The sequence below is a fragment of the Methylomonas sp. Kb3 genome (assembly GCF_002834115.1).
In the GTDB taxonomy this organism is placed as follows: domain Bacteria; phylum Pseudomonadota; class Gammaproteobacteria; order Methylococcales; family Methylomonadaceae; genus Methylomonas; species Methylomonas defluvii.
In genome coordinates, this window is sequence record NZ_PIZT01000006.1 from 220926 (window position 1) to 247093 (window position 26168).

Annotated in this window: 20 protein-coding genes; 10 read left to right on the forward strand and 10 right to left on the reverse strand. The window is 50.9% G+C overall.

Annotation, left to right across the window (positions count from 1 at the left end; all coding sequences use genetic code 11):
- Positions 1-123: 123 nt before the first annotated feature.
- The 3 genes from CWO84_RS05310 to CWO84_RS05320 all read left to right on the forward strand — a co-directional run bounded on the left by CWO84_RS05310 (position 124) and on the right by CWO84_RS05320 (position 4248).
- Positions 124-1041, forward strand: a complete 918-nt coding sequence (locus CWO84_RS05310; RefSeq protein WP_133120650.1) for a hypothetical protein — start codon at positions 124-126, stop codon at positions 1039-1041.
- A 129-nt stretch (positions 1042-1170) separates the two neighbouring features.
- Positions 1171-3429 (forward strand): cytochrome c peroxidase, encoded by a 2259-nt coding sequence (locus CWO84_RS25150; protein ID WP_101051965.1) that lies wholly within the window; start codon positions 1171-1173, stop codon positions 3427-3429.
- A 96-nt stretch (positions 3430-3525) separates the two neighbouring features.
- A complete protein-coding gene (locus CWO84_RS05320; RefSeq protein WP_101051966.1) occupies positions 3526-4248 on the forward strand; it encodes a hypothetical protein in 723 nt (240 codons plus the stop codon).
- 4 nt (positions 4249-4252) lie between these two features.
- Here the strand turns inward: CWO84_RS05320 and CWO84_RS05325 are convergent, their stop codons facing one another.
- A complete protein-coding gene (locus CWO84_RS05325; protein ID WP_225893087.1) occupies positions 4253-4426 on the reverse strand; it encodes a hypothetical protein in 174 nt (57 codons plus the stop codon).
- A 204-nt stretch (positions 4427-4630) separates the two neighbouring features.
- Between CWO84_RS05325 and CWO84_RS05330 the strand changes: the two genes are divergently transcribed.
- The gene (locus tag CWO84_RS05330) at positions 4631-4948 is read left to right on the forward strand and encodes a hypothetical protein (protein WP_033156540.1); all 318 of its coding nucleotides are present in this window, start codon (positions 4631-4633) and stop codon (positions 4946-4948) included.
- A gap of 742 nt (positions 4949-5690) precedes the next feature.
- A complete protein-coding gene (locus CWO84_RS05335; protein WP_101051967.1) occupies positions 5691-6800 on the forward strand; it encodes a hypothetical protein in 1110 nt (369 codons plus the stop codon).
- Between the two features lie 118 nt (positions 6801-6918).
- Here the strand turns inward: CWO84_RS05335 and CWO84_RS05340 are convergent, their stop codons facing one another.
- From CWO84_RS05340 to CWO84_RS05355, 4 genes are all read right to left on the reverse strand, one after another.
- Positions 6919-7890: a D-glycerate dehydrogenase gene (locus CWO84_RS05340; protein ID WP_033156538.1), complete on the reverse strand. Its 972-nt coding sequence runs from the start codon at positions 7888-7890 to the stop codon at positions 6919-6921.
- A gap of 57 nt (positions 7891-7947) precedes the next feature.
- The gene (locus CWO84_RS05345; RefSeq protein ID WP_033156537.1) at positions 7948-8796 is read right to left on the reverse strand and encodes a hypothetical protein; all 849 of its coding nucleotides are present in this window, start codon (positions 8794-8796) and stop codon (positions 7948-7950) included.
- Positions 8797-8934: 138 nt separating this feature from the next.
- Positions 8935-9471: a hypothetical protein gene (locus CWO84_RS05350; RefSeq protein ID WP_033156536.1), complete on the reverse strand. Its 537-nt coding sequence runs from the start codon at positions 9469-9471 to the stop codon at positions 8935-8937.
- Between the two features lie 339 nt (positions 9472-9810).
- Entirely contained in the window at positions 9811-10977 is a 1167-nt protein-coding gene (locus CWO84_RS05355) for an aminotransferase class V-fold PLP-dependent enzyme (protein ID WP_033156535.1), read from the reverse strand.
- 207 nt (positions 10978-11184) lie between these two features.
- Here CWO84_RS05355 and CWO84_RS05360 point away from each other — a divergent pair, with 207 nt between their 5' ends.
- From CWO84_RS05360 to CWO84_RS05375, 4 genes are all read left to right on the forward strand, one after another.
- Positions 11185-12138, forward strand: a complete 954-nt coding sequence (locus tag CWO84_RS05360; RefSeq protein WP_033156534.1) for a CoA ester lyase — start codon at positions 11185-11187, stop codon at positions 12136-12138.
- Positions 12139-12229: 91 nt separating this feature from the next.
- A complete protein-coding gene (locus CWO84_RS05365; protein WP_033156533.1) occupies positions 12230-13411 on the forward strand; it encodes a malate--CoA ligase subunit beta in 1182 nt (393 codons plus the stop codon).
- A 9-nt stretch (positions 13412-13420) separates the two neighbouring features.
- Positions 13421-14308 carry a succinate--CoA ligase subunit alpha gene (gene sucD, locus CWO84_RS05370; RefSeq protein WP_033156532.1) on the forward strand — a complete coding sequence of 296 codons (888 nt, stop codon included), beginning with the start codon at positions 13421-13423 and terminating at the stop codon, positions 14306-14308.
- 120 nt (positions 14309-14428) lie between these two features.
- Positions 14429-18649: a DEAD/DEAH box helicase gene (locus tag CWO84_RS05375; RefSeq protein WP_101051968.1), complete on the forward strand. Its 4221-nt coding sequence runs from the start codon at positions 14429-14431 to the stop codon at positions 18647-18649.
- A gap of 139 nt (positions 18650-18788) precedes the next feature.
- On the opposite strand, the gene CWO84_RS05380 is transcribed toward CWO84_RS05375, so the two are convergent.
- Positions 18789-19118: a hypothetical protein gene (locus tag CWO84_RS05380; RefSeq protein ID WP_033156530.1), complete on the reverse strand. Its 330-nt coding sequence runs from the start codon at positions 19116-19118 to the stop codon at positions 18789-18791.
- A gap of 174 nt (positions 19119-19292) precedes the next feature.
- Positions 19293-20573 carry an NAD(P)/FAD-dependent oxidoreductase gene (locus CWO84_RS05385; RefSeq protein WP_051669944.1) on the reverse strand — a complete coding sequence of 427 codons (1281 nt, stop codon included), beginning with the start codon at positions 20571-20573 and terminating at the stop codon, positions 19293-19295.
- Positions 20574-20725: 152 nt separating this feature from the next.
- Here CWO84_RS05385 and CWO84_RS05390 point away from each other — a divergent pair, with 152 nt between their 5' ends.
- Positions 20726-21925 (forward strand): cation:proton antiporter, encoded by a 1200-nt coding sequence (locus CWO84_RS05390; protein ID WP_101051969.1) that lies wholly within the window; start codon positions 20726-20728, stop codon positions 21923-21925.
- A 13-nt stretch (positions 21926-21938) separates the two neighbouring features.
- Here CWO84_RS05390 and CWO84_RS05395 read toward each other — a convergent pair whose 3' ends face one another.
- From CWO84_RS05395 to CWO84_RS05405, 3 genes are all read right to left on the reverse strand, one after another.
- Positions 21939-23492: an NAD(P)/FAD-dependent oxidoreductase gene (locus tag CWO84_RS05395; RefSeq protein WP_101051970.1), complete on the reverse strand. Its 1554-nt coding sequence runs from the start codon at positions 23490-23492 to the stop codon at positions 21939-21941.
- A gap of 266 nt (positions 23493-23758) precedes the next feature.
- Positions 23759-24292 carry a transposase gene (locus tag CWO84_RS05400; RefSeq protein WP_033156527.1) on the reverse strand — a complete coding sequence of 178 codons (534 nt, stop codon included), beginning with the start codon at positions 24290-24292 and terminating at the stop codon, positions 23759-23761.
- A 108-nt stretch (positions 24293-24400) separates the two neighbouring features.
- Entirely contained in the window at positions 24401-26026 is a 1626-nt protein-coding gene (locus CWO84_RS05405; protein ID WP_101051971.1) for a hypothetical protein, read from the reverse strand.
- Positions 26027-26168 lie beyond the last annotated feature (142 nt).

The window sequence follows — 26168 nt, forward strand, 5'->3', positions numbered from 1 at the left end:
TATGGCATCGTTTTTGCTAATTCTCGGTTGATGCTTAGCGTAAGGGATCAACAATGACCTTTTTGTAATTAGCAGTCTAGTTCAGTAGTAACTTTTTAGGACATATTTTTTAGGATAAATCTGATGATAAGAAACACACTTGCCAAAGCTATTTCTTTAGCTATCGCTGGCGGCGCAATAACCCTCGCTGGCGTATCAAATGCTTCAGCCTCCACCACGATGTATAACACCAATAAGCCCATTACCAATGGTAATCCTACCGATGCGGCGGCCTTATCTACCGACGGCTGGACTCGCAATAATAATGGTACTAATACCGGAACCCCTTTGCCTTGGTTGGGAACAGTTGGTGCGGTAAGGCCGTTTGGCTACGAAGGTTTGTCGATAGCGAACTGGGCGGCGCATGTCACGGCTGCGGGAGATTCTTTGGAGATTTCGCAAGCCGATGCCGCGACGCGCTACGGGACTGCATGGGGTCCAGTGGCGGGTACATCGTACTTGGCCAATATCGATACTGCTAAAGGTGCTTGGTTCGATGGCTCTACCGGCTGGGCGCACAATACCGATATAGGCTTGTTCAAATCCGACGTTACCACCGAAGTATCCATCAGGTTAACACCACTGTTTAATGTTTCTGAGCCCGATAAGTCGTGGAGCAATTTTGGTGTTACGGTTTTTACCGGCATGGATACGGATACATCCAAGGCTACAACCCCCAACTATAGCCACCATGCGGGTTGGAACGAGACCAGTTTTACCGCGGACAACCCCATGGGCACCACCGGCCTAACCTATTTGACGCATGACGCGACCGTAGATGCTACGAACGCATTGGTGTTTACCGCAGTTGCCGGACAGGTTTATTCAATATATCTGGGTGGTAACTCGGGAGAAGGTAACTTTAACCCGCACGCTGGGTATCGATTGAATCTTAGCACTGCCGCTCCAGTCCCGTTGCCTGGTGCTGTTTGGCTGTTTGGTAGTGCTTTGGTCGGTTTGCTGGGCTTTGGTAAGCGCAATTCGAGTAAGTTTTCACGGTAAACGCTACTGTTGCAAGAGTGAATTCGCCGCTCTTGCAACGAGACTTGGCGACTTGGCGAGTTGGCTGTTGGTGGCAATGTTGCGGCATACTTGATCAAGCGACGGATAGGATTAATTTAGAGGCAAAAAATGAGATTAACCGATATTGTTATTATGTGTTGTTTGGTCGTGTCGCAGGCAGCAGTTGCCCATGGGCCTATGCCTATGCCGCTGCAACGTGTGCCGGTTCCGCCCGTGCCGGGACTTACCGATGGTCCAAATCCAATTGTTGTGGACAAGAATAAAGCGATCGCTTTAGGTAAAGCGTTATTTTGGGATGTCAACGTCGGCAGCGATGGCATGGCTTGCGGTTCTTGTCATTTCCATGCCGGCGCGGATAGCCGTGTCAAAAATCAAATCAATCCTGGTCAAAAAAGTACTCAAGCCAGCGGGCAGACCTTCGAAGCGTTGCCAACCGGCTTGGGTGGTCCCAATCACGAACTCAGCGTTGCCGACTTTCCGCTACGTCGATATAGCGATCCGCTAAATTCAGCGAGTCAGGTCACCTTTAATTCCGACGATGTAGTGTCTTCGGCAGGTACTTTTAGCGGAACCTTCATTAGTGCACCACAGTTTAGTGGCAATAACGATCAATGCGGCAGAGGCGCTGATCCGGTGTTTCACGTGAATGGTATTGGGACGCGGCGGGTTGAGCCGCGTAACGCGCCAACCGTGATCAACGCGGTTTTTAATCATCGCAATTTTTGGGACGGCAGAGCCAATAACGTGTTTAACGGCAGTAGTCCATGGGGCGACCGTGACCCAACGGCCGGTGTCTGGGAGAAAGTCAATGCGCGGAATGTTCAAAAATCACGTTTACATTTGGTCAATTCTTCATTGGCCTCTCTTGCGGTTGCTCCGCCTTTGAGTGATTCGGAAATGGGATGCCGGCAGCGAGTTTGGCCCGATATCGGAAGAAAACTATTGTTAAGGCAGCCGCTGCAGAACCAAAAGGTTCACAACGAAGATAGCGTGCTTGGTCCGTATAGTTTAAGCAGCGCTGGAAATTTGCGGCCCGGCCTAAATACCACTTATAAAGCACTAATCAAGCAAGCTTTTAATCAGAAATACTGGTCCTACAGCGGTATCGGTCCTTTCGGGGGGCGTCAGGGACAAGTACCTTACGACCAAATGGAAGCCAATTTTTCGATGTTTTTCGGTATCGCATTACAGTTATACCAAGGCACGTTAATTTCGGACCAGGCCCCAATCGATTTGACCGCACGCGATCCCGATAGCTTGGAGCCTATTTGGACTAACTTAGGGTACGATCAGGAAAAAATTGATACCCTGACACGCGGGTTTGAGGCTTTTACCGGCAACCATTGTCAACTGTGCCATGGGGGGCCGACCTTAAGCATTGCCGCGGTAGCTACCAATGCCAGTTTGGTGACGCCTACGCCGGGCATGAATTACGGACCGCTTAGTCAACCCATTCCTTACGGTCCGAATGCTATCGGTGACGGTGACGGCGGCAGAATCGGCGGTATCACACCAGCCGCGAATGTTGTGACTCGGGACACTACTCGAAATGGCGCTACCAGCTATTACAAATTGATGGACTTAGGTTTTGCCAACACTGGCGTAGCGGACCCGGACTCTGATGTGGGTGTTGATGGCGTGGACGATTTTGGTAATCCTTTGTCATTTACCAAGCAATATGTCCAATACTTGCTCGATAATCCAGCTGGTGTGCTGGATTCGGGAGTCTCGACTTTGCAAGCCTGTGACTTCATTAAAGCTTTGGCGGATAACGCGATACCGTTTTCTCGTTGGTTTGGCGTAGCTGATGGAATTATCGCAGATGGTAGCAAAGAAGGGCTGCTGCGAAACCAAAACTGTACCGTTGCCAGCTCGGCTTACATTCCCACAGCCGCTGCGGCTTTAGCGAACTTGACGACAGAGAAAATGAGTATTGCCACCAAGGCTGCGTTTAAAGTCCCAACTTTACGTAACATTGAATTGACTGGGCCCTATATGCACAACGGCAGCATGTCTACTTTGGAGCAAGTCCTTGAGTTTTATTCCAGAAAGGGTAACTTCAACAATGATAACAAGCATATCGTTGTCAATCAGATCGCTCTGTCCGGCCAGCCCGCATCGATACGAGCCGATTTGATTGAGTTTCTGAAAACGCTCACCGATGAACGAGTTCGCTACGACAAAGCACCGTTCGATCATCCGGAAATTGTCGTACCGCACGGACATGCCGGGGACAATGTCGCTGTGACTCCAGGTAATCCATTGAACAGCAATCTGGCGATAGAAGAAACCATGACCATACCGGCAGTGGGGGCGAATGGGTTGCAAGACCCGATTCGGCCTTTCGATACTTACTTGGCACCTTAGCTGTATGTAAACAAGGTGTTAAAGATGTGGGCTGGGGCGATCAGATTTTGCGCTAGCCCACATTCAATTTGAACTTTAGATTTTAGGATTCTCAACATGGGATTTGCAAATAACGGAAGCGCTAGATTTTTTTACCCGACGGTCGTCGCAATATTGTCGGTGTTTTACGGGCAGCAGGCCCATGCGGTAAGCGTATTTAGTAATTATGCCACGCTTACTTACAGTGTTTCTTCGAGCGCTGACGGACTCGATATCGACGGATCTTTTGAAATGTTGGGTAGTCCAGACTCTTTCTTGATTGCCGACAATGGTACGGTAACGCCAAGCCACGGTGCCGGTTTGTTTCCTTTAACTCTGGACACACCCTTAAGTTTTTCTGTGAGCGGTCAAGACAATGCCGGTGAGTTTAAGTCGCAGCATTACGGTGTATTCAGTTTGAATTTTTTTAATTCCAGCACGGCTGTAATCAATGTGGATTTAACGCTGAACTATATACTTCATGCTGCAGTTGCCGGTGAAACTGCCGACAGCGATGTCTATCTTGATTATTACAACTCAGACTACACTTTTAATGGTTTCGATAGCCTTAACGCCACGCTTTCAGTGCCTTTTTCCGAGCAGTTTACGGTCAATGGCAGTTCCGGAGTATTTAGTTTTTCACTCAATCCCGGTGAATCGGAAACGCTTTCGGCTGACGTTAAAATTGCGAGTACTATGCTGGCTGCACCAGTGCCATTACCCGCTGCGGTTTGGTCGTTTTTAGTAGGCTTGCTAGGAATTTTGGGTTTTAAAAAACGTAAACAGCCCACGATTGCTTAAAGCGTTAGGGATAAGCCGATTCATGGTTTGTTGTGCCGGATTGGATCACTCTATCCGGAAGTTCCTCGCCTGAAAAATAAGCCTGCAAATTCGCCAATACTTTTTCCCCCATCGCGGTGCGCGTTGCAATCGTGGCGCTGCCCAGATGGGGCAGATGTGACGCATTGTCCAGCGTCAATTAGCCGGTATCAAGGGCTGCCTGGATGTGCCGGCATTTACCACTTCGATCTGGCGATTTCGTCGCATGACGCCGGTATTCCCGAGATTTGGGGCAATCCCTAGGCCTCGCAACACTTTACCAAGGTATTAGTGAAAAACAGTAAACCGATGCTGTCGATGCCAATACCCTGATGAAATATGTGGAGCGCATGGGTTTTGTCGCTTGGGCACGACCATCAATCAACGCCTGACTTTACGTGGGTTTGTTGGTCGCATTGATGCTCTGCCCGGTCAGAAAAAACATCTGCACGCGCTGAGTGCGACGCAAAAAAAACCGAAGGCGTTGCTGCGCGATGCCAAGCTGGCGATTAGTAAATTGGAAAAACGCATTACTGCGTTGGCTGCGGAAGTGATGATTGGGGGCAAGGCTCACTCGGAGCTATCGCGTATTTTGAATTTGTTACCAGCAACAGGCATTAACCAAACCAGCGCCATTGCTTTGATGGGCGAGCTGTTGTTACTACCGGCCAACCTGTCCTAGCGCGAGTGGGTCAGTTTGCCGGGCTAGATCCCAAGGCCTTTGAACCGGGCAAAAGTATGCACAAGAAAATGCCGCCATCCAAAGTGGGTAACAGGCATATTGGTTAGGCATGCATATGCCGGCTCTGAGCGCCAAACAAGATGATCCCTAGGTCAAGCTTATTTCCAGCACTTGGTCGACAATGGCAGGAAGCCGTTACAAGTCGCCTGCGCTATCATGCGTAAACTACTGCATGCGATTTCACGGCATTTTAAAACACGATCAGCCATTCAATAACACACGGTTTTTACGCCACTCCGATACCGATCATCAGTGAGTAAAAAGCGATGGAATTTTGTTGACTTGGAATTGAGTATTTACACACCTAGTAACCCTTTCTATCTCTAAGGCATTTGCCGCACTTTGGGGCATTACCCGCACCTAAAGTTGATGATGTTGTCTTGCATTTGGATGGCAACGCTCTCTAAGTATGTTTGAAGGAAGCAAGTTTGCACAGCCAAGAACTTATAACGGAATAGGCCTGAATATTGCTTTAACTTAGTGGCAAACTTCTGCTGACCAGTTGTATCTGCGTCTTATTCATTTATCAAGTTTGTAGCAAAGAAAAAAGTTTCGTTGCGAAATCCAACAATACCTAAATTTCACAAGCCTTTAAACTGCCACTGTAAGTGGATGCACATTTAGTCATAACTATGCATCCCCCATCAAGAGCTGAGCTTAATCAATAAATAAGGAAAATTTAATGAAAAAATCAAAACATTTAAATGACAATATAAAATCAATGTTAATAATTGCGAATTTAATATTGTCCGGCAGCCAAGCTCTTGCATCACCGTATACTATTGAAGCCAATCAAACCATAACTGGTTTATCAAGCCCAGGCTTTGATAATATAATAAATCGTGGACTAGTAATTGGTGAAACTGATGATTACTTACCTTTATTACTAGAAAACTATGGAAGTATTTATTTGCCGTCAAAAATAACTTGTCCTGGGCAAAAATTGGTCAACTATGCCAAGGGATATATTGCTATCGGCGGATATTTTGATTGTTACAAACAGGGAGCCCAAGCGCTGATCGAAAACTCCGGTACCATTGCTGTAACTAACGCTGTTGGTGAAAATATCGCCTTAGATCCACGAACAATTGGTGGACAACTTCGCCCAGCAAAGGACTATATGCCTTGGACATATATATTCTGGGGCAAAATTGATAACAAGGTTACCGGCAAATTCATAATAGACCGCAATAATGGAGTAAATCTATGCCAATCGCAGGGTTCTGAGGCGCCTGAGATAGAAAATCGTGGATATTTTGAGATTGCTCAGGGTAGCACATGCAATTTCATATCTACCAAATCTGGCAGTTACAAGCAATTTGAAGGCGAAACTAAGGTAAACGGTACTTTCGGATCACGTTTACTTGACTTCCAGGGAGGAATTCTGACCGGAACAGGTACGATATTGAAGTTTCCTGAACAATTATGGAACGCCAGTTTTAGTATATCGCCCGGCAATTCCACATCACCTTTCGGTGAATTGACGCTAACCCCTGAAATGGGTTATTCAGTATTCGGTGACGGTACACTGAACTTTGTAATTGGTGGCTTGAACAATAACAGCAAGCTGCACGTTAACGGCGAGGCTTATATTGTTGGTAGCGCCAAAATCGCCATCAGCCTGAAAAATGGCTTTATGCCTAATATAGGCAACAGTTTCACCATAATCACCGCTAACGACATTCGCACGGATGATTTTAACCAAGCCAACCTGATTTTGCCTCAACTACCAACAGGTCGACAATGGCATTTTGATAATGACGGCACCAGCCTAAAATTGAGTGTGATTTGATGCTTTCATATACTCGCGAGGGAAACCTACCTCTGAGCACCGCTTTTAGCCGTTCACAACAGCCCCCACGGGCGCTTTCCCGGAGGATACTTTACTTTCGAGAATAAATAATTTGATTCTAAGCTATACGATCCGGTATGTCTTTGCCGGAGAAATAAGCCTTAAGATTTTCCAGCACCTTTTCCCCCATCGCGGTGCGCGTTGCAATCGTGGCGCTGCCCAAGTGGGGGAGCAGTGTGGCGTTTTCCAGCGCCAAAAAGCCCTGATCTATGTTGGGTTCGCCTTCGTAAACATCCAGGCCGGCGCCGGCGATGCGTTTTTCTTGCAAGGCTTTGATCAAGGCCTTGCTATCTACCACATCGCCGCGCGCGGTATTGATCAAATGCGCAGTGGGTTTCATTAAATTCAAGGTTTTTTCATTGATTAAATGCCGAGTCTCGTTGCCGCCCGGACAATGCAGCGACACGTAATCGCATCGCGGTAATAGTGCTTCCAGCGTATCGCAACGCTCCGCCTTTAGTTCGTCAACGACGGCGGGGTCTGCCGGACTGGGCTTGAGATACAAAATTTTCATACCAAAGCCGTGATGGGCTTTGCGCGCCATGGCTTGGGCGATGCGGCCGAAGCCGACTAGTCCGAGCGTGGCGCCGGTCACGTCACTGCTCATCATATGCGTTGGGCACCAGCCGGCCCATGCGCCGGCGCGCACTAGTCTGTCGCCTTCGGCGCCGCGCCGTGCAGACATCAGTAACAAAGTCATCGCAATATCAGCCGTGCTTTGTGTCAACACGCCCGGGGTATTGGTGACGATTAGCCCCTGTTGTTTGGCGGCGGCAATATCGATATGGTTATAACCCACGCCAAAATTACCCAGGATTTTGCAGCGCTTGTTCGCGACATTCAGCACCTCGGCCGGCAGGGAATCGCAAACACTGGGGCACACCGCATCGTAATTTTGTAAAGCTAACCTAAATTCGTCAGCACTCAAGGGGTGGTCGTCGAGATTCAGTGTGACGTCGTAAAGCGCTTGCAATTTGGCTTCAACACTTGCCGGCCACCGGCGGCTAAGCAGGACTTTGGGTTTGTTCATGGGATTTCCTATCGTAAAACTTCAGGTACTTTCAGGTTAGAATCGGTGGTGAGGTGGTTAAGGATCGACGGCCGGGTTGGAGGTCATTATGCCGCCATTACCGTGATCACGGTCGTAGGCTTTTAAGCGTGCTGCCCGCAGGCTATTGATGCTGGCTATGTTTTCATCGTGTTGCTTTAGGGATCTTTGCCGCTGCAGGGCCAAATGTTGGTCTTTTTGCTCTTGCAAGGCCATCGCCATCGCCGGTTTTTGGTATTGCAGTTCGGCTTGGCGTTCGGCGATGTTTTGTTCTTGTGCACGCGCGTCCGTGTTCAGACGTTTCTCCATTAAATCCAGGCCGCTAGCTTGGTTTTGCAGCTGTTGCTCGGTCAGTATTCTGGCGTCATCCAGCTGCTGTTGCCTGAGCCTTAATTCCATTTCCGCGCGTTTGGCTGCCTGTTCGTCTTGGTATTGAGCGCTAATCTGTTGATTTTCGCGTAACGCTTGCTCCCGCTGGTTTTTTAGCAATTCGGCAGCCTCAATAGCTTTGTCATTTTGGATGCGCTCTAGTTCGGCTTGTTGTTTGGTTTGCTGATGATCGTGATAAAGCCAAGAGCCAATTGGAAATAGCAGCAGTGCGGCAATCGCTACTCGTTGCAACCATGGTGATACGGGATGGCGGTTGATAGTGGCGGGTGGCGATAGATCCTGCGGCAAGCGGCTGGCTGCCAATTTACGATCATAGGCGATGCGCCGATTGGCGTCGGACAGGATTACAAATGCTTCTCGGGTTCGGTTCAGTGTATCGATGCCGGCGTCGTCTTCGCGTTTTAGCAAATGGCGTTCAATATCCTTGAATGCGCGATGGATTTGTTCGTCGTCGGCGGACTCGGGTATGTTTAACAGTTGATATAGAGTTTTTGCCATATTCGCATCTCCCAACGCTTTGTCGTCTGATGATCGGTAGATAGCGGACTAGCCCCAGACAATGCCGGTGCTGAACAAAGCACCGGCAGATGGGACTATAAAGAATTGAAATTAACAGTGCAAACGTCCGCTAAAAATTTAATCGGTGACGATTGCCAGCTTTTCTTGGTTCCTACGCAGCAACGCTAAAGAACCCAGCATGCAGCCCAATACGAACCAAGTTAGCGTGGCGAGGGGCATAGATGACAAGGATTTTTCACTAAGCACCGCAACGTCTGGCTGGCCGGGTTGGGCATCTGCGGTTTTCTCCATTAGAAACTGGTAACCAATGTCGGGGATAAATGACCAGGCTCCGCTACTGATGGCGGGATAGTTCATCACGGACCAGTTCACTGCGCCAATTTCGCGCGCTTCTATGGTATTTCCGCGATTTAATCCTGAGGTGTAAATGGCTTCCATAACGCAAGTGTTGATCTGGTCGATGCTATGGTTGCCGGTTAAGCTGCTGGGTAGCCAGCATAGGCCGGGTGCTAAAAAGTCGGAATTTGGCGCCAAGCTATTTTGAGTGGCGTTTTTTAGCAATTCTTGATGGTGAACTTCAGTGGGCTCGTGTTCATGAATTTCCGCATGAGCAGGAGCGATCAGTGCTGCTAACAACAATAGGCGGTGTCTCATGATTTTCTCCTTTGGTTTTGGAGTCAGAAGATAACTCAAAAAAATATCAAGCAATAGCAATGCCCTTATTTAAAAAGTCTTTTATTTTAAATAATTACTGATGTTTTCATTGTTTTTGATGTGAAAAATCAGGTGTTTTTGGTGTGGAATGGTGCAAAAGATGGTTAGTTTTGGTGCTTAAAGCACAAAACACAGCTGCTTGTCTCGTGTTCTAAAGTACAGGGAAGTGCTATATCCGCCTGTTTTGGGCTGTGATGGGGGGCTAGGGCGGAGGGAATAACAAGCTGATCGAATGACGGGTGGCTGGTTAAGCAGGCCACCCGCCAAATCTAGGGAATGTTATTTAGCCGTTGAGCGGTAATACTCGATGGCTGCAGCTACGCCGCTGCCGGCTTTGATGTCAAAGCCATGGTCCAGCATAGCCATTTCCACGCCGGCAATCGCACCCAACAAGGAAACATCGTTCATATCGCCAACGTGGCCGATGCGGAACACTTTACCGGCTACTTCGCTAAGGCCTGCGCCCAATGAAATGTTGTATTTGTTGTACGCGGTGCTGATGACGTGGCGGGCATCTTTATCGGCCGGTACCACGATGGCAGTGACGGTGTCGGAGTCCCAACCTGCTTGCGCGCAAGTTTGCAAGCCCCAGGCCGCGACTGCACGGCGCACGCCTTCACCCAAGCGGTGATGACGGGCGTAGACGTTTTCCATACCTTCTTCCAGCAACAATTCCAGCGCTTTACGCAGGCCGTACAACATTGGTGTGGATGGCGTGTAAGGGGTGTAGCCGTCTTTATTGGAGGCTGCCATGTCTTTCAATGAGAAGAAAGACCGCGGGAAGTTGCTGTTGTCAATCGCGGCCAGGGCTTTTTGGCTGAAGCCCAGAATTGCCAGGCCGGCAGGTAACATAAAGCCTTTTTGCGAGCCGGCGATGCTGGCGTCCACGCCCCATTCGTCTTGACGGAAATCCAGGCTGCCTATCGAGCTGACACCGTCGACGAACAGCAACGCAGGATGGCTTGCCGTATCCAGCGCTTTGCGCACGCCAGGGATGTCGCTGGTGACGCCGGTAGAAGTTTCGTTATGTGTCGCCAGAATCGCTTTGATTTCGTGGTTTTTATCTTCGTTAAGACGCGCCTGCAAATGATCCAAAGGAATGCCTTTGCCCCATTCAACCTGATGAATTTCCACGTCAAAGCCCAGTTTTTTTGAAGCTTCCGCCCACAAATGACCGAACTGACCAAAGCGGTAAATCAATACCTTATCGCCTTGGTTCAGGCAGTTGGTCATCGCCACTTCCCAGCCGGCGGTGCCGGTGGCGGGGAATACGAAGCATTGGCCGGTTTCGGTGCGGAACACTTTTTTCAGGTCTTCCAAAATCGGCGCCAGCAATTTAGGGAAGATAGGCGAACGGTGATCTTCCATCGGCACATGCATCGCGCTCAGAATTTCATGTGGGGTATTGGTTGGCCCTGGAACAAATAGGTGATTGCGACCTGCCATCTGGTGTCTCCTTGGAATTTTGGAAGCTTAGAAAATCGCGGGATGTTGCCACAGAAGCCGTGATTCGGCAAGTCGTTTACTGGCGCAAACCTGCACCGAAGCTGACAAGCGCAATTGACATTGCAGGCCCTGAAAGTAAAATGTCACGTTCTTCAACCCATACATGGCGCGGTTTTTTAGCCGGCCAACCAACCGTAGGAAACATACATGAGTCACACTCTTTACGAAGCTAATGCCCAGCGCGTGCAACGTTGCGAATTGGCGGTACCGGGTTCCAGTCCGGAAATGTTTGAAAAAGCCTTAAAAAGTGGTGTGGACTTTGTGTTTCTCGATCTGGAAGACGCCGTTGCGCCTGACGATAAACTGCAAGCGCGGAAAAACGTCATCCAGGCCATCAACGATTTGGATTGGAAAGGTAACGGCATCACGCTGTCCGTACGTATCAACGGTCTGGATACGCAATATATGGTGCGCGACCTGGTTGACTTGGTCGAACAAGCCGGCGCTAAAATCGATACGCTGTTGATTCCCAAAGTCGGCGTCTACGGCGATGTCTATATGGTCGACGCGATGCTGTCGCAGCTGGAAATGCAGGAAGGCCTGAAAAACAAAATCGGCATCGAGTGCCTGATCGAAACGGCACTGGGCATGGCCAACGTCGAAGATATTGCCAAACAAGGTGCGCTTAGCGGTCGGGTGGAAGCCCTGCATTTTGGCGTCGCCGATTACGCGGCCAGCAACCGTGCCCGTACCGTCAATATCGGCGGTTTGAATCCCGATTACCCAGGCGACCAATGGCACGCAGCGATCAGCCGAATGACGGTAGCCTGCCGCGCCTACGGCCTGCGGCCTATCGACGGCCCATTCGGCGACATCAAAGACCCCGAGGGCTACAAAGCCGGTGCCCGCCGCGCGGCTGCTTTGGGTTGCGAGGGCAAGTGGGCCATTCATCCTTCACAAATCGCTTTGGCCAACGAAGTATTCACGCCGCCCGCTGCGGAAGTGGAAAAAGCCAAGCGCATCCTGGCGGCTTTGCAAGAAGCGGCCGCGCAAGGCAAAGGCGCTGCGGCCCTGGACGGTCGTTTGATCGATGCTGCTTCCGAACGGATGGCCAATAACATCGTCCGTGCCGCCGACGCGATTGCCGCCAAAACCAAATAGTCAAACCTAGGCTGGGTGGAACCCGGCTTGAAAGCGTTGCTGGGTGTATCCACCCAGCCTACGAGATTCCTATCATATCAAGAGAGATACCATGGACATTCATGAGTACCAAGCAAAACAGCTATTGGCCGATTACGGCGTGAAAATAGCGGACGGCGGTCTGGCCTATAGCCCGGAAGATGCGGTGCAACGTGCCCGCGACATCGGCGGTCACGTATGGGTGGTTAAAGCCCAGATTCATTCCGGCGCCCGTGGCAAGGCCGGCGGCATCAAAGTTTGCAAAACCCACGACGAAGTCAGCGATGCCGCCGAATCCTTGTTGGGTAAAAAACTGGTGACCCATCAAACCGGTCCGGCCGGCAAACAATGCTTGCGTCTCTATGTCGAAGCCGGCACCGATATTGCCAAGGAACTATATTTCAGCCTGCTGATTGATCGCGCCCAGGAACGGATCGTCATGGTTGGCTCCGCGCAAGGCGGCATGGAGATCGAGGAACTGGCGGAAAACAATCCGGATGCGATCAAAAAAATCTACATCGAGCCAGCCGTTGGTTTGCAGGATTTCCAGGCGCGGGAAATGGCCTTTGCGCTGGGCTTGAACGCCGATCTGATTCCGCAAGCAGTGAAATTGATTCAAGGCTGCTACCGTGCCATGCGCGAACTGGACGCCAATATGGTGGAAATCAATCCTTTGGTCATTACCGGCCACGACGAATTGATCGCCCTAGATGCCAAAATGGGCTTCGACGACAACGCCTTGTTCCGTCGGCAAAAAATCTCCGAATTGCGCGACAAAACGCAAGAAGACCCACGGGAAATGGCTGCGGCTGATAGAGGTTTGAGCTACGTCGGTCTGGACGGCGACATCGGCTGCATGATCAACGGTGCCGGCTTGGCGATGGCGACGATGGACATGATCAAACTGGCGGGCGGCGAGCCGGCGAATTTCCTGGACGTCGGCGGTGGCGCCTCGGCCGAACGCACCGAAAAAGCCTTTCGTATGGTGTTGCAGGATAAAAACGTCAAAGCCATGCTGGTCAACATTTTTGCCGGTATCAACCGTTGCGACTGGATTGCCGAAGGCGTGGTGCATGCGGTGAAAAAAATCGACATGCAGGTGCCGCTGGTGGTCCGTCTGTCCGGTACCAACGTCGAGGAAGGCCGCAGAATCATCGAAGAAAGCGGTTTGCCGATCATCACGGCAAATACCTTGGCGGAAGCCGCCGAGAAAGCGGTCGAAGCCCGTAACAAAGTTGTAGCCGCGCAAGCTTAAGGAACAAACATGGCAATTTTTATCGATCAAAACACTCGCATCATCGTTCAAGGCTTTACCGGTAAGATTGGTACTTTTCATGCCCAGGAGATGATCGATTACGGCTCCAACGTGGTCGGCGGCGTCACGCCGGGTAAGGGTGGGCAAAAACATCTGGACCGCCCGGTGTTCAATACCGTCAAGGACGCTGTCGAACAAGCCGGCGCCGAAGCCAGCATCGTGTTCGTGCCGCCGGCTTATGCCGCGGACTCGATCATGGAAGCCGCCGAAGCCGGCATCAAATACTGTGTATCTATCACTGATGGCATTCCGACTCAGGACATGATGAAGGTCAAAATCTTCCTGAGCAAATTTCCCAAGGAAAAACGCATGGTGCTGACCGGCCCTAACTGTGCCGGCACCATCAGTCCGGGCAAAGCCATGCTGGGCATCATGCCGGGGCATATTTATATACCTGGTAACGTCGGCATCGTCGGTCGTTCCGGTACCCTGGGTTACGAAGCGGCCGATCAAATGAAAGCGCTAGGCATCGGCGTGTCGACTTCAGTCGGTATCGGTGGCGACCCGATCAACGGTAGCTCGCACCGCGATATTCTGGAAAAATTCGAGCAAGATCCGGAAACCAAAGTCGTGGTGATGATCGGCGAAATCGGCGGACCGCAAGAAGTGGAAGCCGGTATGTTTGCCAAAGAACATATGACAAAGCCCGTTGTGGCCTACATCGCCGGTTTAACCGCTCCGAAAGGCCGCCGTATGGGCCACGCTGGAGCGATTATCTCCTCGGTTGGCGAGTCGGCGGCGGAGAAAGTTGAGATGCTCAAAGAGTTGGGAGTGATTATTGCCCCAACTCCTGCGGCGATGGGTGAGACAGTGGCTAAGGTATTGGCAAAGCTGTAAGTTACCCACCGCTAAAATAAAGCCCGCTTCGGCGGGCTTTTTTGTTTGTGTTGACTTGAGGTTCTTTAGCTTGCCCTGCCAAGCTGGTAACATCCCCTCTTTTGCCGTTTTGCCGGAATCATGCAATCTTCTCGTTTAGTCGAACGCCTTAAAACTTTTCGAACATTAACCCCAGAGCAACAGGTTATTATGAAGTTGCTGGCGGTTTATTACGGCTATAGTTCGCTGATCAATTTGGCGAAATGCCTGGGCAGTTTGGGTATCAGGGAGGGTGAGAAAACACTTAAGTCGGAAGCTGTCAAAGCCCGGCTAAAGCCGCTGATCAAAGCCGGTTTGCTGGAAGAAAACCTCAAATCCGGCGGCACCCGGTGCTGCCGAACCCTAGCGGAAGTGTTGACCCGCCAAGCGGTCGAAGACAAAGAGTTTGATTTGTTTGCCGGCGCCGTACAAATGAACAATCCGCCCGGCCATGGCTACTATCGTTACAGCACCGTGGACGATTGCATTCGCGAAGCGCGGATCCAATTTTATCGCGGCGATTACGCCAAAGTAGACGAGTGCCTGGAATCCGGTGCCCACTACCTCGGTAAACTGCCGCCGGTTAACGAACTGTATCTTTCCTGGTTTTTAAACCCGCTGGATGTCGCGTGGTTTACTACGCATCATCCGCAATTATTGCTGGGGCTGGCCGGGTTTTCGGGCTTACATCAACTGCTGTATCTGTATGCCGACGAAAAATTGGATGGCTTTTTAGAGCAGTTATTGTTCGTTAGCCAGGGTGTGCAGCAGGAATTGTTGAACCGCGTCGCTTTGGAGTTACGCTTGCTGCGGGGTGACTGGGATGCAGTCGAGCAACGGGTCGCAGATCAAAATGATCCTGAGCTGCAAGCGCTCGCGGCGACATTGATTTTTCTGCGCGGCGATTACGCGGCAGCGGTCAGCCGTTTCGAGGGCGCTTTGGCACAGCTACGCAAGGTTTCCGGACAACGCACTGCCTATTTTTACGGCTTGGCAGGCGTGTTTTACCCGCTGGCTATCCTGAAAAACAATGACGCCAAACAACGCGCCAAACTCAGCACACTGATCAATCAAGCGATCAAAGCCGACAATTATTGGTTGGGCATTTATCATCAGTTGGCCTTGTTTCAGCGTTTTTTACAAGGCGATTTGTCATTGCGGGAGCAACTGTTAAACACCGATTTGACCTATAAAATCAGTAGCGGCTATCGGGAAAGCGGCTACCCGGACACCTTGCTCACTCCGCCATTACTGCTGCATGTGTTTTTAACCCTGATCAAATTTTGGGTTAAAGCCGATCAATTCAATCATGTCACGCCACTGAGTCAAAAGCTGTACCGGCATCTGGTGGACAACGGTTATCGTTGGCCGGCCGCCGAATTAGCCAAGATCTTTACCCATATAGAGCCGCCGCGTTCCCTGCAATGGGATTGCAGCTTTTTCGATGCCAGGCCGGCGTTGGCGGATTTATTTGCCAGCCGCCCGGATTGGGACTTGGCACTGGATGCCTTATTAAATTTGCCCAAGGCCGAAAAAAAAGCCGATACCGCCGCGCTTATCGACAAGCCAACGCGCTTGGTCTGGTTGTTGAGTTACGATGACATTAGCCATCATCTGGACATCGAGCCGCGCGAACAAAAACAACAAGCCAAAGGCGGCTGGAGTAAGGGCAGGGCGATTGCCTTGAAACGGTTGGCGCACGAAACCAACAAGTTTGACTATTTAACCGAACAGGACATTAAGCTGTGCGCGCATATCAAGGAATACCGCGATAGCGGCTGGTACGGCAGCGGCACTTATTTTGAGTTCGACAATAGCATGCCGCAGGCCTTGCTGGGACACCCGCTGTTGTTTTGGGCCGATGCGCCCGAAGTACGGGTGGATGTGGTCAAGGGCGAAGCCGAACTGCGGGTGAAAAAACTGGCTGGTAGCGACAAGATCAAAATCAGCCTGGAACCCGTGCCCGGACACGAACAAAAATTCTATGTCGCCAAGGAAACACCCACGCGCTTGCGCGTGCTGGAGTTCACCGCCGACCATCATAAAATCCTCGCGGTATTGGGCGCCAAGGGCCTGGAGGTGCCGCTATCGGCGCAAGACCGAGTCTTGCAAACTCTGACCAGTATTTCCGGCTTGTTGACCGTACATTCGGATATAGGCGGCAGTTCCAGTAGCGCCGAGCAAGTCCAGGCCGACGCCACCCCGCGCGTGCATTTATTACCCTGGGGCGAAGGTCTGCGCGTGGCGATGCTGATCCGGCCGTTCGCCAGCGGCGGCGCCTATTATCAACCTGGGCATGGCGGCGAAAGCGTGTTAGCCGAAATCGACGGCAGCCATTGCCAGACCAAACGCGATCTGGCTTTGGAAAAACAGCGCGCGCAAGCCGTTTTGCAGGCTTGCGATGTGTTGGAGCAGGCGGAACGCGATGGTGCCGGTGATTATTTGCTGGATCAACCTGAACAATGTCTGGAGCTGCTGTTGCAATTACAGGCGTTGCCGGCCGAACAAGCCGTATTGGAATGGCCGGAAGGCGTCAGATTTCGGTTGTTGGGGCAAACCAACGGCAGCGGCTTTAGCATGCAAATCAAGCGCGACAACGATTGGTTTGCCCTGCAGGGCGAGTTGCAGGTCAATGAAGATACCGTCATCGAAATTCAGCAATTGCTGGGTTTATTGAACAATCGCGAAGGCCGCTTCTTGAAATTGCAGGACGGTCAATTCATTGCTTTGACCGAAGAGTTTCGCCGCCGCCTCGACGATTTACGCGCCTACGCGGATCTGCACGGCAAGAAAGTCCGGATCAATCCGTTGGCTGCCCTGACGCTGGAAGACTGGCAGGACGAGGCCGGCTTCAAAGCCGATAAACATTGGCAAGCGCACATGCAGCGTCTGAAGGATTCGCGAGACTATCAGCCTAAAGTACCGTCTACTTTTCAAGCCGAATTGCGCGACTATCAAATGGACGGTTATCGCTGGTTGGCGCGCCTGGCTCGCTGGGGTGTCGGCGCGTGTCTGGCGGATGATATGGGCTTGGGCAAGACGGTGCAAGGCTTGGCCCTGCTGGTTGACCGTGCCCCGAACGGCCCCAGCCTGATCGTCGCACCGACTTCGGTGTGCATGAATTGGGAAAACGAAGCCAGCCGTTTTGCGCCGACTCTGCATCCGCAAATTCTCGGTAGCGGTGATCGCCAGCGCTTGCTGGATAACCTGGGGCCTTACGATTTACTGATTTGCAGTTACGGCTTGTTGCAACAGGAACAAGTCGCCGAAATGTTGGCGAAAATCCAGTTCCAGACTGTGATTCTCGACGAGGCGCAGTGGATCAAAAACATCGCCACCCGCCGCTCGCAGGGGGCGATGAATCTGCAAGCCGAGTTTAAACTGATCATGACCGGCACGCCTTTGGAAAATCATTTGGGCGAACTGTGGAATTTGTTCAGGTTTATCAATCCCGGTTTATTGGGTTCATTGGAACAGTTCAATCAACGCTTTGCCGGCCCTATCGAACGCGACCGCAGTGCCGAGGCCCGTTTCCAATTGAAGAAACTGATCCAGCCTTTTATTCTGCGCCGCACCAAAACCCAGGTATTGCAGGAGCTGCCACCCCGCACAGAAATCCCGATTTATGTCGAGCTGAGCAGTGAGGAAATGGCCTTCTACGAAGCCTTGCGCCGGGATAGTCTGGCGGCATTGACTAGCGCCGATGCACCGGCCGGGCAAAAACAATTACAGATTCTGGCGGCCATCAGCAAATTGCGCCGTAGTTGCTGCAATACCTTGTTGGCCAACGCCGCGGTGGCTTTGCCCAGCAGCAAGCTGGCGGCGTTCGGTGACATCGTCGACGAATTGCTGGATAACAAACACAAGGCTCTGGTGTTCAGCCAGTTTGTCGACCATTTGCAATTGATTAAAAACTACATTGAACAGCGCGGCATTCGTTATCAATATCTGGACGGCAGTACGCCGGCCAAAGAGCGCCAGCAACGGGTAGACGCCTTTCAGCGCGGCGACGGCGAATTGTTCCTGATCAGCTTGAAGGCCGGCGGCGTGGGTTTAAATTTAACCGCCGCCGACTATGTGATTCATATGGACCCTTGGTGGAATCCGGCGGTGGAAGACCAAGCCTCAGACCGCGCGCACCGCATGGGCCAACAGCGGCCGGTGACGATCTATAGGATGATTGCAAAAAATACCATTGAGGAAAAAATCGTCGCGCTGCACAGCCATAAACGCGATTTGGCCGACAGCTTGTTGGATGGCGCGGATATTAGCGGCAAAGTGTCGGCTGATGAACTGCTGAATTTGATGAAAGGCGAAGCTTAAACAGGCAACGAATCCGGCTATTAGGTGTGGTTTTTACGTAGTCCATTTTAAAGCGCACCGAGATACTGGGTTCCTGGTTTTTGATTTTACGGCGCTCCCGCATTCGCGGGAACGCCGAACCGGGCTGAATTGCGCTGGCTTAATCCCGTCTTAAATTATGCTTTTTACGAGCGATATTGCGGCTGGCTTTGTTTTGTTGATGGGTCAATCGGGCTCGTTCGCCGGCAGTGACCACACCATCAGCTTTCGCTGCGGCTTCTTGGTGTTCTATGCGCATTTGTTGGTGTTCCAAACGGTTGGCTTCGCGGTCGGTCAAGGCGCCGGAAGCCTCGCCCTGCTCAATGCGTCTTTCCTGATTTTCCTGGCGCTGGTCGATGCGCGGGGTTTCGATGCCGGCGAAGCAGGGTTGCGCCAAGCCAAAAAATGCCAGCAACGCGCCCGATAGTAAAAATGTGTTGATGTTGTTCATGTGTGCCTCGGTAGTGTCGTTATTAGGTTGCCAACGTTTTAAAACCGTCGGCGAAGTCATTTTAGCCGGCAATATTAAGATCGCCTTAACGTTACGCGGCTAGCTGCACGGAGCTTAGTAAGCTTTGGATATTTGGGCGTCTTTTAATTGGCTGACTTAAAACGCCAATCAAGTTCAAGAAATCAAATAAGTAGAACTCGGTTCCTGACCGGCCTCCAGAATTTGTTTCATGCTGACCATGTCATAACCACCGGACAGCAAGACAATAAAGCGTTCGCGCAGCATGGGGCTTTGCCGGGAACGTAAGATGATATTGTTGGCGTCTTTTTGTTCCAGGATTCGGTACCAGTTGTAGATCATTTGAAAGATCCGCCCCATCGGTTCGCGGATGCGGGCTTCGTAATGACTGAAACGCGCGGCACTGAAATCGTCGCAGTTGGCAAAACCTTCCAGCGCCGCGTCGGCCGCGTAAACCCCACTGCGCATCGCCAGCGTTACCCCGGCGGAAAATACCGGATCGACAAACATCGACGCATCGCCCACCAGCATAAAGCCGTCGCCGTGAAAACGTTCGTTCATATAGCCAATGGATGAAATGGTTTTGATGTCCATGGCTTGCTCTGCGTCTGCCAGCCACTCTTGCACGCAGTCGCAGCTTTGAATGGCGGCGTCAAAGCGCTGTTGCGGCGAATCGCCCAAGTTTTTCGCAAAGCGGGTATCCAAGACCGCACCGACGCTGACGATGTCGTCGCGTAACGGAATGTACCAAATCCAGCCGCCATCAATGGTATGAATGTCGGTGGTGACCGAACCGTCTATCACGTCTCCAAAATTGATAAAACCGTGCGGGTCGCGGCGAAAGCCACCTTTGAAATGGGCAAAATGGGCGATTTTATTCAATTCCGGTAAGGGGCGTCGCCAGTTTAACTTACGGGCGATCAGGGACTCACGCCCTGAAGCGTCGATGACCACTGAAGCATGAATGGGCGCGGGGTCAGAATCATTCGGGCCGGCGCTCACGCCAATCGCTCGTTTGCCGTCGAATAATACGTCGGCCACCGCCCACTCCCGCCGCACATCAACGCCGCATTCGGCGGCATGCTCCAGCAAAATTTCATCGAAACGGGCGCGCTCCACGTGATAGGTATAGGGTCGTTCGAAATACCCCGGATATTCCGCTGTCAGCAGCAATACATCGGGTTTTTGATTGAACATGCCGAAGTTTGCGCCTTGCTTGACGGTAAAACCTTCGGCTTCGATTTTTTCCGTCACGCCCAGCCGCCGCCAAAGCTCCCAGCAAGCCGGCAACAAGGATTCGCCGATTTGAAAGCGTGGAAAGCGTGAGCGCTCGAACAACACCACGTGCTTGCCGGCTTTGGCCAAGATGATCGCCGCGCTGGTACCGGCGGGACCGCCGCCGATGACGGCGGCATCGAAACGTTCAGATTGTGACATGCTGTTTTGCCTGTGTAAGAAAAATCGGGACTAGGGGCGGTGGATTTAATTTTGTTCGAGCCACTGTACTAAGCAATGGCTTGCATCGGTTCATCGGCGGTAAATTTGCCATAATACCTGCCTTACGCGACTGACTCCAAACGATTGGCACTATGAACACGACTGAAATATTTCTGATCGCCCTGACCATTATCTACAGCTTGCCGTACCTAATTTGGCGAATCGGCCGGACCGCTTACTTCGCGCCCTTGGTGGTGGTGCAAATCATCACCGGGATTTTGTTGGGGCCGGGTATCTTGGGCAGCGCATTTCCCGATTACTATGCTTTTGTTTTCAATACCCAGGTCATACAGGCACTGAACGGCATCGCCTGGTGGTCGGTGATGTTGTTTGTCTGGGTCGCCGGCATTGAGTTGGATTTGCGCCAAGCCTGGCAACACCGGCTGGAAACCAGTATTACGGCTGGCTTGGCCTTGGGTGTACCCTTGGGCTTGGGGTGTGTTGCCGCTTTGGGGATGCTGCTATTTCCGGGCTGGATGGGTGCCAAGGCCATGTCTTGGCAATTTGTGGTCGGTATCGGTATGTCGTGCGCAGTGACGGCGTTGCCGATACTGATTTTGCTGATGGAAAAATTGGCAGTGCTGCGGCAACCTATCGGTCAACGCATCTTGCGTTACGCCAGCATGGACGATATAGCGATTTGGGCGGTGCTGGCCTTGATTCTGTTGGATTGGGACCGGGTAGGCCGGCAGGGTGCGTTTTTGTTAGGTTTTGCGATCAGTGCCTACGGGATTCGCAAACTAATGGCCTGGCTGCCGGAGCTTGACCGCTGGTATGTCGGCATCATCGCTCTGGCGGCGACGGGCTTTGCCGCGGACTGGGCCGGCTTGCATTTTATGGTGGGGGCATTTTTGGCCGGTGCTATCTTGGATGGCCATTGGTTCAATCAAGCCCAGATGGACTTGTTACGCCACCATCTATTACTGACGGTGATGCCAGTGTTTTTCCTGAGCACCGGCTTGAAAACCAATTGGGCCATGGGCGGGGCGGCGGTGTTGGTGGTCGCCGGCCTATTGCTATTGGTGTCGGTGTTCGGCAAATTGCTGGGCATTCATGTCGCTGGAAAAATCCTGAAATGGCAGCGCGGCGAGGCGTCTGTAATAGGTTGGCTGCTGCAAACCAAAGCCTTGATCATGATTATCTTTGCCAACGTGTTGCTGGATAAACAAATAATAAGCAGCGAGACTTTCACTGCCTTGTTGTTGATGGCCGTGCTCAGTACCATGCTGACGGTACCGGTGGTATCGCCGAAACTGGCGCGGATGCAGGCGCTTCTTTCCCGTGCAAAATAAGTGTCTAAGGTCCTTAGTTGTCCAGCCCTAAGGTTTTCCAAAAATCCGCTTGCGTAGCGATACCCAGTACCGCCTGCGCGGCGAGTAAGGCGGACACGCTGACGCCAGCTACCCCGCCGCCTGGCCGAGTCCAATGGCCGGTGTGGAACAAGCCGGGCAGGGCGCCGACTACGCTGGGGCGATTCGGGCCGATCTGCTCCGGGGTGGGCGCAAAACCATAGGCTGCGCCTTGGCGGTTTAGGGTGTAGCGCTCCAGGGTGCGCGGGGAGCCGGACTCCACGACCAACAAATGGTCGTTCAGGCCGGGAAAATGCCGTTCGGCTTTTTCCAGCAAACGCTGCTGAAAGCCGCTTTTGGCCATGCGCCAGGATTGCCCCACGTCAAATGGACACAAGGTGGTCAGCATCATGATGCTTTGTCCGGGCGGTGCGAGCGATGGATCGGCGAAGGAGGGCAGGGTGGCCGAAAACCAATTGCTCTGACCGGATTGGCTGCAGGCATAACTGGCTTCGTGGTCGAACGATTCAAAGAAAAACCCTTCATGGGCATGATCTTGCTCGGACAGAGGCAGGTCGGTGGCGATGTAGCAGGCGAAGATCGACAAGGACGGCGAAAGCTTTGCCAGGCCCTCGCCATACCCGCTTGGCAAGTGCTCCGGGCCGATCAACAATTCGGCGGTTTGGCGAATGTCGATATTGGAAACCACCGTTTCGGCCCGGATTACCTGGCCGTTTTCCAAAACAATGCCGCAAGCTTTACCGGCTTCGACACAAATCCGCCGCACGCTAGCATTCAGCAAAACTTCGCCGCCTTGGTTTTCGATAGCGGCGGCCAGTTGATCGGCGTAATTCTGGAAACTGCCCCGGCAGTAATAGCCGCCTTCGTAGGTGTATCCGGCCATCATCGAAGCCCAATACAGGAAAGACAGTTGCGATGGCGGTAAACCCAAGTAAGGCCAGAGCATCGCGCAAGCGCTTTTCAGGCGGGCATCCACCAAAAACTCGTCCAGTGCCTCCGCCAGCGTGGTGCGCCGGTAGCGGAATAAATTGCCCAGCATTTGCATGGGCGAAACCCGCGTTGCCTTACTTTGGGACAACACTTCCTCGGCCAGCATGGCTTCTTCCGCCAGTGTTTTGCAAAGCCGGATCAGCGCCAGCAGACCTTCCTTTTCTGCCGGAAAATTTTCGGTTAAGCCGGCTACGAACGCTGCTTCGCCGGCTCGCAAGGGGATTTCGAAATCCGGAAAAACCGCTCGGGCGTATGATGGTACGGGGATAAACAGTTCCTCCGGATCTATGCCCACCGCCAGGCAAATCTTATTCATGGTGCTGCCGTTGCCGTATCCTTCCGGGCTGCAACCACTGACCAGGTGTACGCCGGCATCGAAATGAAAGTGGCGGCGTTTGAAGCCATGGGCATAACCGCCCGGCCTGTCGTGCCTTTCCACCAACAACACCGACTTGCCCGATTTCGCGAGTAATGCGCCGGTACTCAGCCCGCCAATCCCCGCGCCAATGACGACGACGTCGTAAACTTCTTTTTTCGATTCCGTGTGTATGCCGCGCATTGGCTGTCTTCTATGGAGATAAATAGCCGGCTAGCTTAGGAATAAACCAAGTGGAAAACAAGTGCTTGGCTTTACCTCAGCCGTAGCGCCATCGCGCAGAAGCTCTCGACCACTGACACTGGCTGGTCTCCAGAGAGTGCTACTCATGGCTAGAATACTGTAGTTTTGTTGCTTTAAACTGCTGAATGTAATCCGATCCTTAGGCCTCTGGTTCCCAAGCTCCAGGTTGGGAACCCAGCCATCGGAAGCTCCAGCTTCCCAAATCCTCACCAGTCTTTAACCACCTCGATCAAGCCCGCCATTCCCGCATAATTACGCGCACTGGAATAGCGCCAATGCTCAGGTAAATCCACATAACCGCGCTTGACCGGATTAAGGTGAATATAATCCAGCTTCTGCCGCATCGCTGCCTCGGATTCGATCAGCTGCGGATGGCTACCTTCCTCCCAAACCTGGTACTCGCTCTCGATCTTATGCGGCCGCTTCAACAACGCCAACAATTCCAGTACCCGCGCCTCACCGCTTTGCTGCAAATGACCAATGATTTGCTTGGCGGTATAAGCCTTAAAGCGCTGCATATCCCGGCTCAAATCCGGCGAAGCGGCGATCAGGTGCAAGTGGTTTTCCAGGATCACGTAACCGTACAACTGAAACCCGCTATCACGCTGCAAAAACCGCCAGGAATCCAGGACGATATTCACCGTCGCTGGACGGGTAAACAGAGGCAGCCAATGGTTTATCGTCACAGTCAGGAAGTGCGGACTAGGGTTTTGCAGGACTCGGTAGCGGCTGCGTGTCATGGGCTATGGTGAGTGGGGATGGAGGTTGAAGTTTGGTAAATATTAAACAGCACCAATGCGATTGATGCGGTGCACATTGTTTACCGCATCGAGCTCCTCCGACACCGGCTACAATCTTACGCCCAAAGCGCGAAAGAACATTGGGTGAATAAATACAGTTGATGTTGGACGTATTTGGCCGGCTTCAAGTCTTGTAAGATTGTTTGTGCGAGTCCAGCTCGTGGAGTCAGTTGGTCCTGTCTTTATACCTATAAGGCCTATTGCGTAAAATTCCCGCAAAATATAGTTTCGTACAGAGTCAAAATTAGCGCTTTTAGCCGAGTATAAGCTATAAAGGGATTTTGTGATTGGGTCCGTGCTTTGTTCATTTAGAGAAAAAACAATTTCTTCAAACTTTCCCGCTAAAAAATCTTGGGTGATTATACGAACTTCAAAATGGTCTTTTAATCCATAAAGAAGCCGAGATGTATGCATTAGGTCTGGCAATATTATGCTCCATTCATTTGACAACGATTGTAATCTTTCGGCTGAATAGTTATTTTCAGCTTCTTTAATTATGGTTGCAGTAATTCTTGGTTTTCCAGTACATAACTCTAAACACTCATTCACAAATACAATAATATCTCTTGGACGGAAAAATGTTCGTTCTAGCATATAATCAAAAGTATCTTTTGTATCTACATGAGCAGGGAAAACATCTTTGAATGATACGTCGCCTTTTGTGTAATGATGCTTAATTAATTTATTGATTCTATATTGTACTATTTTTTCAAGCTCTGATTTTTCCCATTTTAAGTTTAGGTAAAGTGCTTTGTATTTTTCTTCTTGAAATCCTGCTATTGTCTCTAGGTGAAGTACTTTATATAGAAGGTCGTGTCGAATTGCTAAAACTACTTTGACATTTGATAATTGTTTAAATCGATTGACAACATCAATTAAGGATCTAATCAGTTTGAACTTGATCCGGTCATCGGCCCAATCTTCGTCTAGCATGTCTATTGTTACGTAGTAAGGCCTTTTTTCATCATCAAAGATGTTATCCTCTAAAACTGTAAGCATATTCTCAAGTTCACGTATTTGTACTTTTGAAACGGCATCCAGCCCATGTTCTTTGACTTCGGCACGTTGTTCAACGGATAATTTTTTAGCTCCTTCGGCGTTAAAGGTGATATTAGAGAATTTTCCATTAACACCAGCAGTCAGGCTCTGTTCAACTCGACTAGTTAATTCATGAATCCGTTGTTCAGTGGTTAACCAAAATTTATTGCCCCAAGTTTCAAAGTAGTCAATCGCTAATTCTTTATTTCTATCTTTTTTCCTTATAATTGAACTGATTGTTCTCATAAAAGTTTTATAGGACGCTTCGTCCTTAATTTTAAATTTTGCTTTTATAAGTTCTACAACAAGTAAGTGTTTCCATAGGAGAACGTAGAATGGAGATAAATTAACACCTGCTTCTTCGAAGAACGCCAATACTTTATTGGTTGCAATGAAATTAAGTGATAAATCATGGGGTGATAATTCAATTACATTGTTATTTGAATGTGCTAAGTGATACAATAGCGCAGTTTTTCCTGCTCCAGTTCTGCCAACTATAATTCTTTTCGGGTTTTTTCTGTCAAATAGAAACTTAATGTCTCCAGTATCTACAAAACAGTCGTCAAGAAACTGAGAGTCATGTTCTGCAGCTGCTGCACCAACATTGTCGTGTTTACGAAAAACAAAGTTATCCATTCGTTTTCTTCCTAATTTAGTGTTTTTTATGCTAGGTTTTCGCTAGTTCCCAAGCTCCAGCTTGGGAATGCTATCTTGGAAGCTCTAGTGCTTAGTTGCGTTATTAAGCGCTAATAATGTAATCTTGGAGGGATGTCACGAG

Coding starts and splice junctions, on each gene's coding strand:
- CWO84_RS05310 (WP_133120650.1), top strand. CDS start 124: ATGATAAGAAACACACTTGCCAAAGCTATTTCTTTAGCTATCGCTGGC.
- CWO84_RS25150 (WP_101051965.1), top strand. CDS start 1,171: ATGAGATTAACCGATATTGTTATTATGTGTTGTTTGGTCGTGTCGCAG.
- CWO84_RS05320 (WP_101051966.1), top strand. CDS start 3,526: ATGGGATTTGCAAATAACGGAAGCGCTAGATTTTTTTACCCGACGGTC.
- CWO84_RS05335 (WP_101051967.1), top strand. CDS start 5,691: ATGAAAAAATCAAAACATTTAAATGACAATATAAAATCAATGTTAATA.
- CWO84_RS05340 (WP_033156538.1), bottom strand. CDS start 7,890: ATGAACAAACCCAAAGTCCTGCTTAGCCGCCGGTGGCCGGCAAGTGTT.
- CWO84_RS05345 (WP_033156537.1), bottom strand. CDS start 8,796: ATGGCAAAAACTCTATATCAACTGTTAAACATACCCGAGTCCGCCGAC.
- CWO84_RS05350 (WP_033156536.1), bottom strand. CDS start 9,471: ATGAGACACCGCCTATTGTTGTTAGCAGCACTGATCGCTCCTGCTCAT.
- CWO84_RS05355 (WP_033156535.1), bottom strand. CDS start 10,977: ATGGCAGGTCGCAATCACCTATTTGTTCCAGGGCCAACCAATACCCCA.
- CWO84_RS05360 (WP_033156534.1), top strand. CDS start 11,185: ATGAGTCACACTCTTTACGAAGCTAATGCCCAGCGCGTGCAACGTTGC.
- CWO84_RS05365 (WP_033156533.1), top strand. CDS start 12,230: ATGGACATTCATGAGTACCAAGCAAAACAGCTATTGGCCGATTACGGC.
- sucD (WP_033156532.1), top strand. CDS start 13,421: ATGGCAATTTTTATCGATCAAAACACTCGCATCATCGTTCAAGGCTTT.
- CWO84_RS05375 (WP_101051968.1), top strand. CDS start 14,429: ATGCAATCTTCTCGTTTAGTCGAACGCCTTAAAACTTTTCGAACATTA.
- CWO84_RS05380 (WP_033156530.1), bottom strand. CDS start 19,118: ATGAACAACATCAACACATTTTTACTATCGGGCGCGTTGCTGGCATTT.
- CWO84_RS05385 (WP_051669944.1), bottom strand. CDS start 20,573: ATGTCACAATCTGAACGTTTCGATGCCGCCGTCATCGGCGGCGGTCCC.
- CWO84_RS05390 (WP_101051969.1), top strand. CDS start 20,726: ATGAACACGACTGAAATATTTCTGATCGCCCTGACCATTATCTACAGC.
- CWO84_RS05395 (WP_101051970.1), bottom strand. CDS start 23,492: ATGCGCGGCATACACACGGAATCGAAAAAAGAAGTTTACGACGTCGTC.
- CWO84_RS05400 (WP_033156527.1), bottom strand. CDS start 24,292: ATGACACGCAGCCGCTACCGAGTCCTGCAAAACCCTAGTCCGCACTTC.
- CWO84_RS05405 (WP_101051971.1), bottom strand. CDS start 26,026: ATGGATAACTTTGTTTTTCGTAAACACGACAATGTTGGTGCAGCAGCT.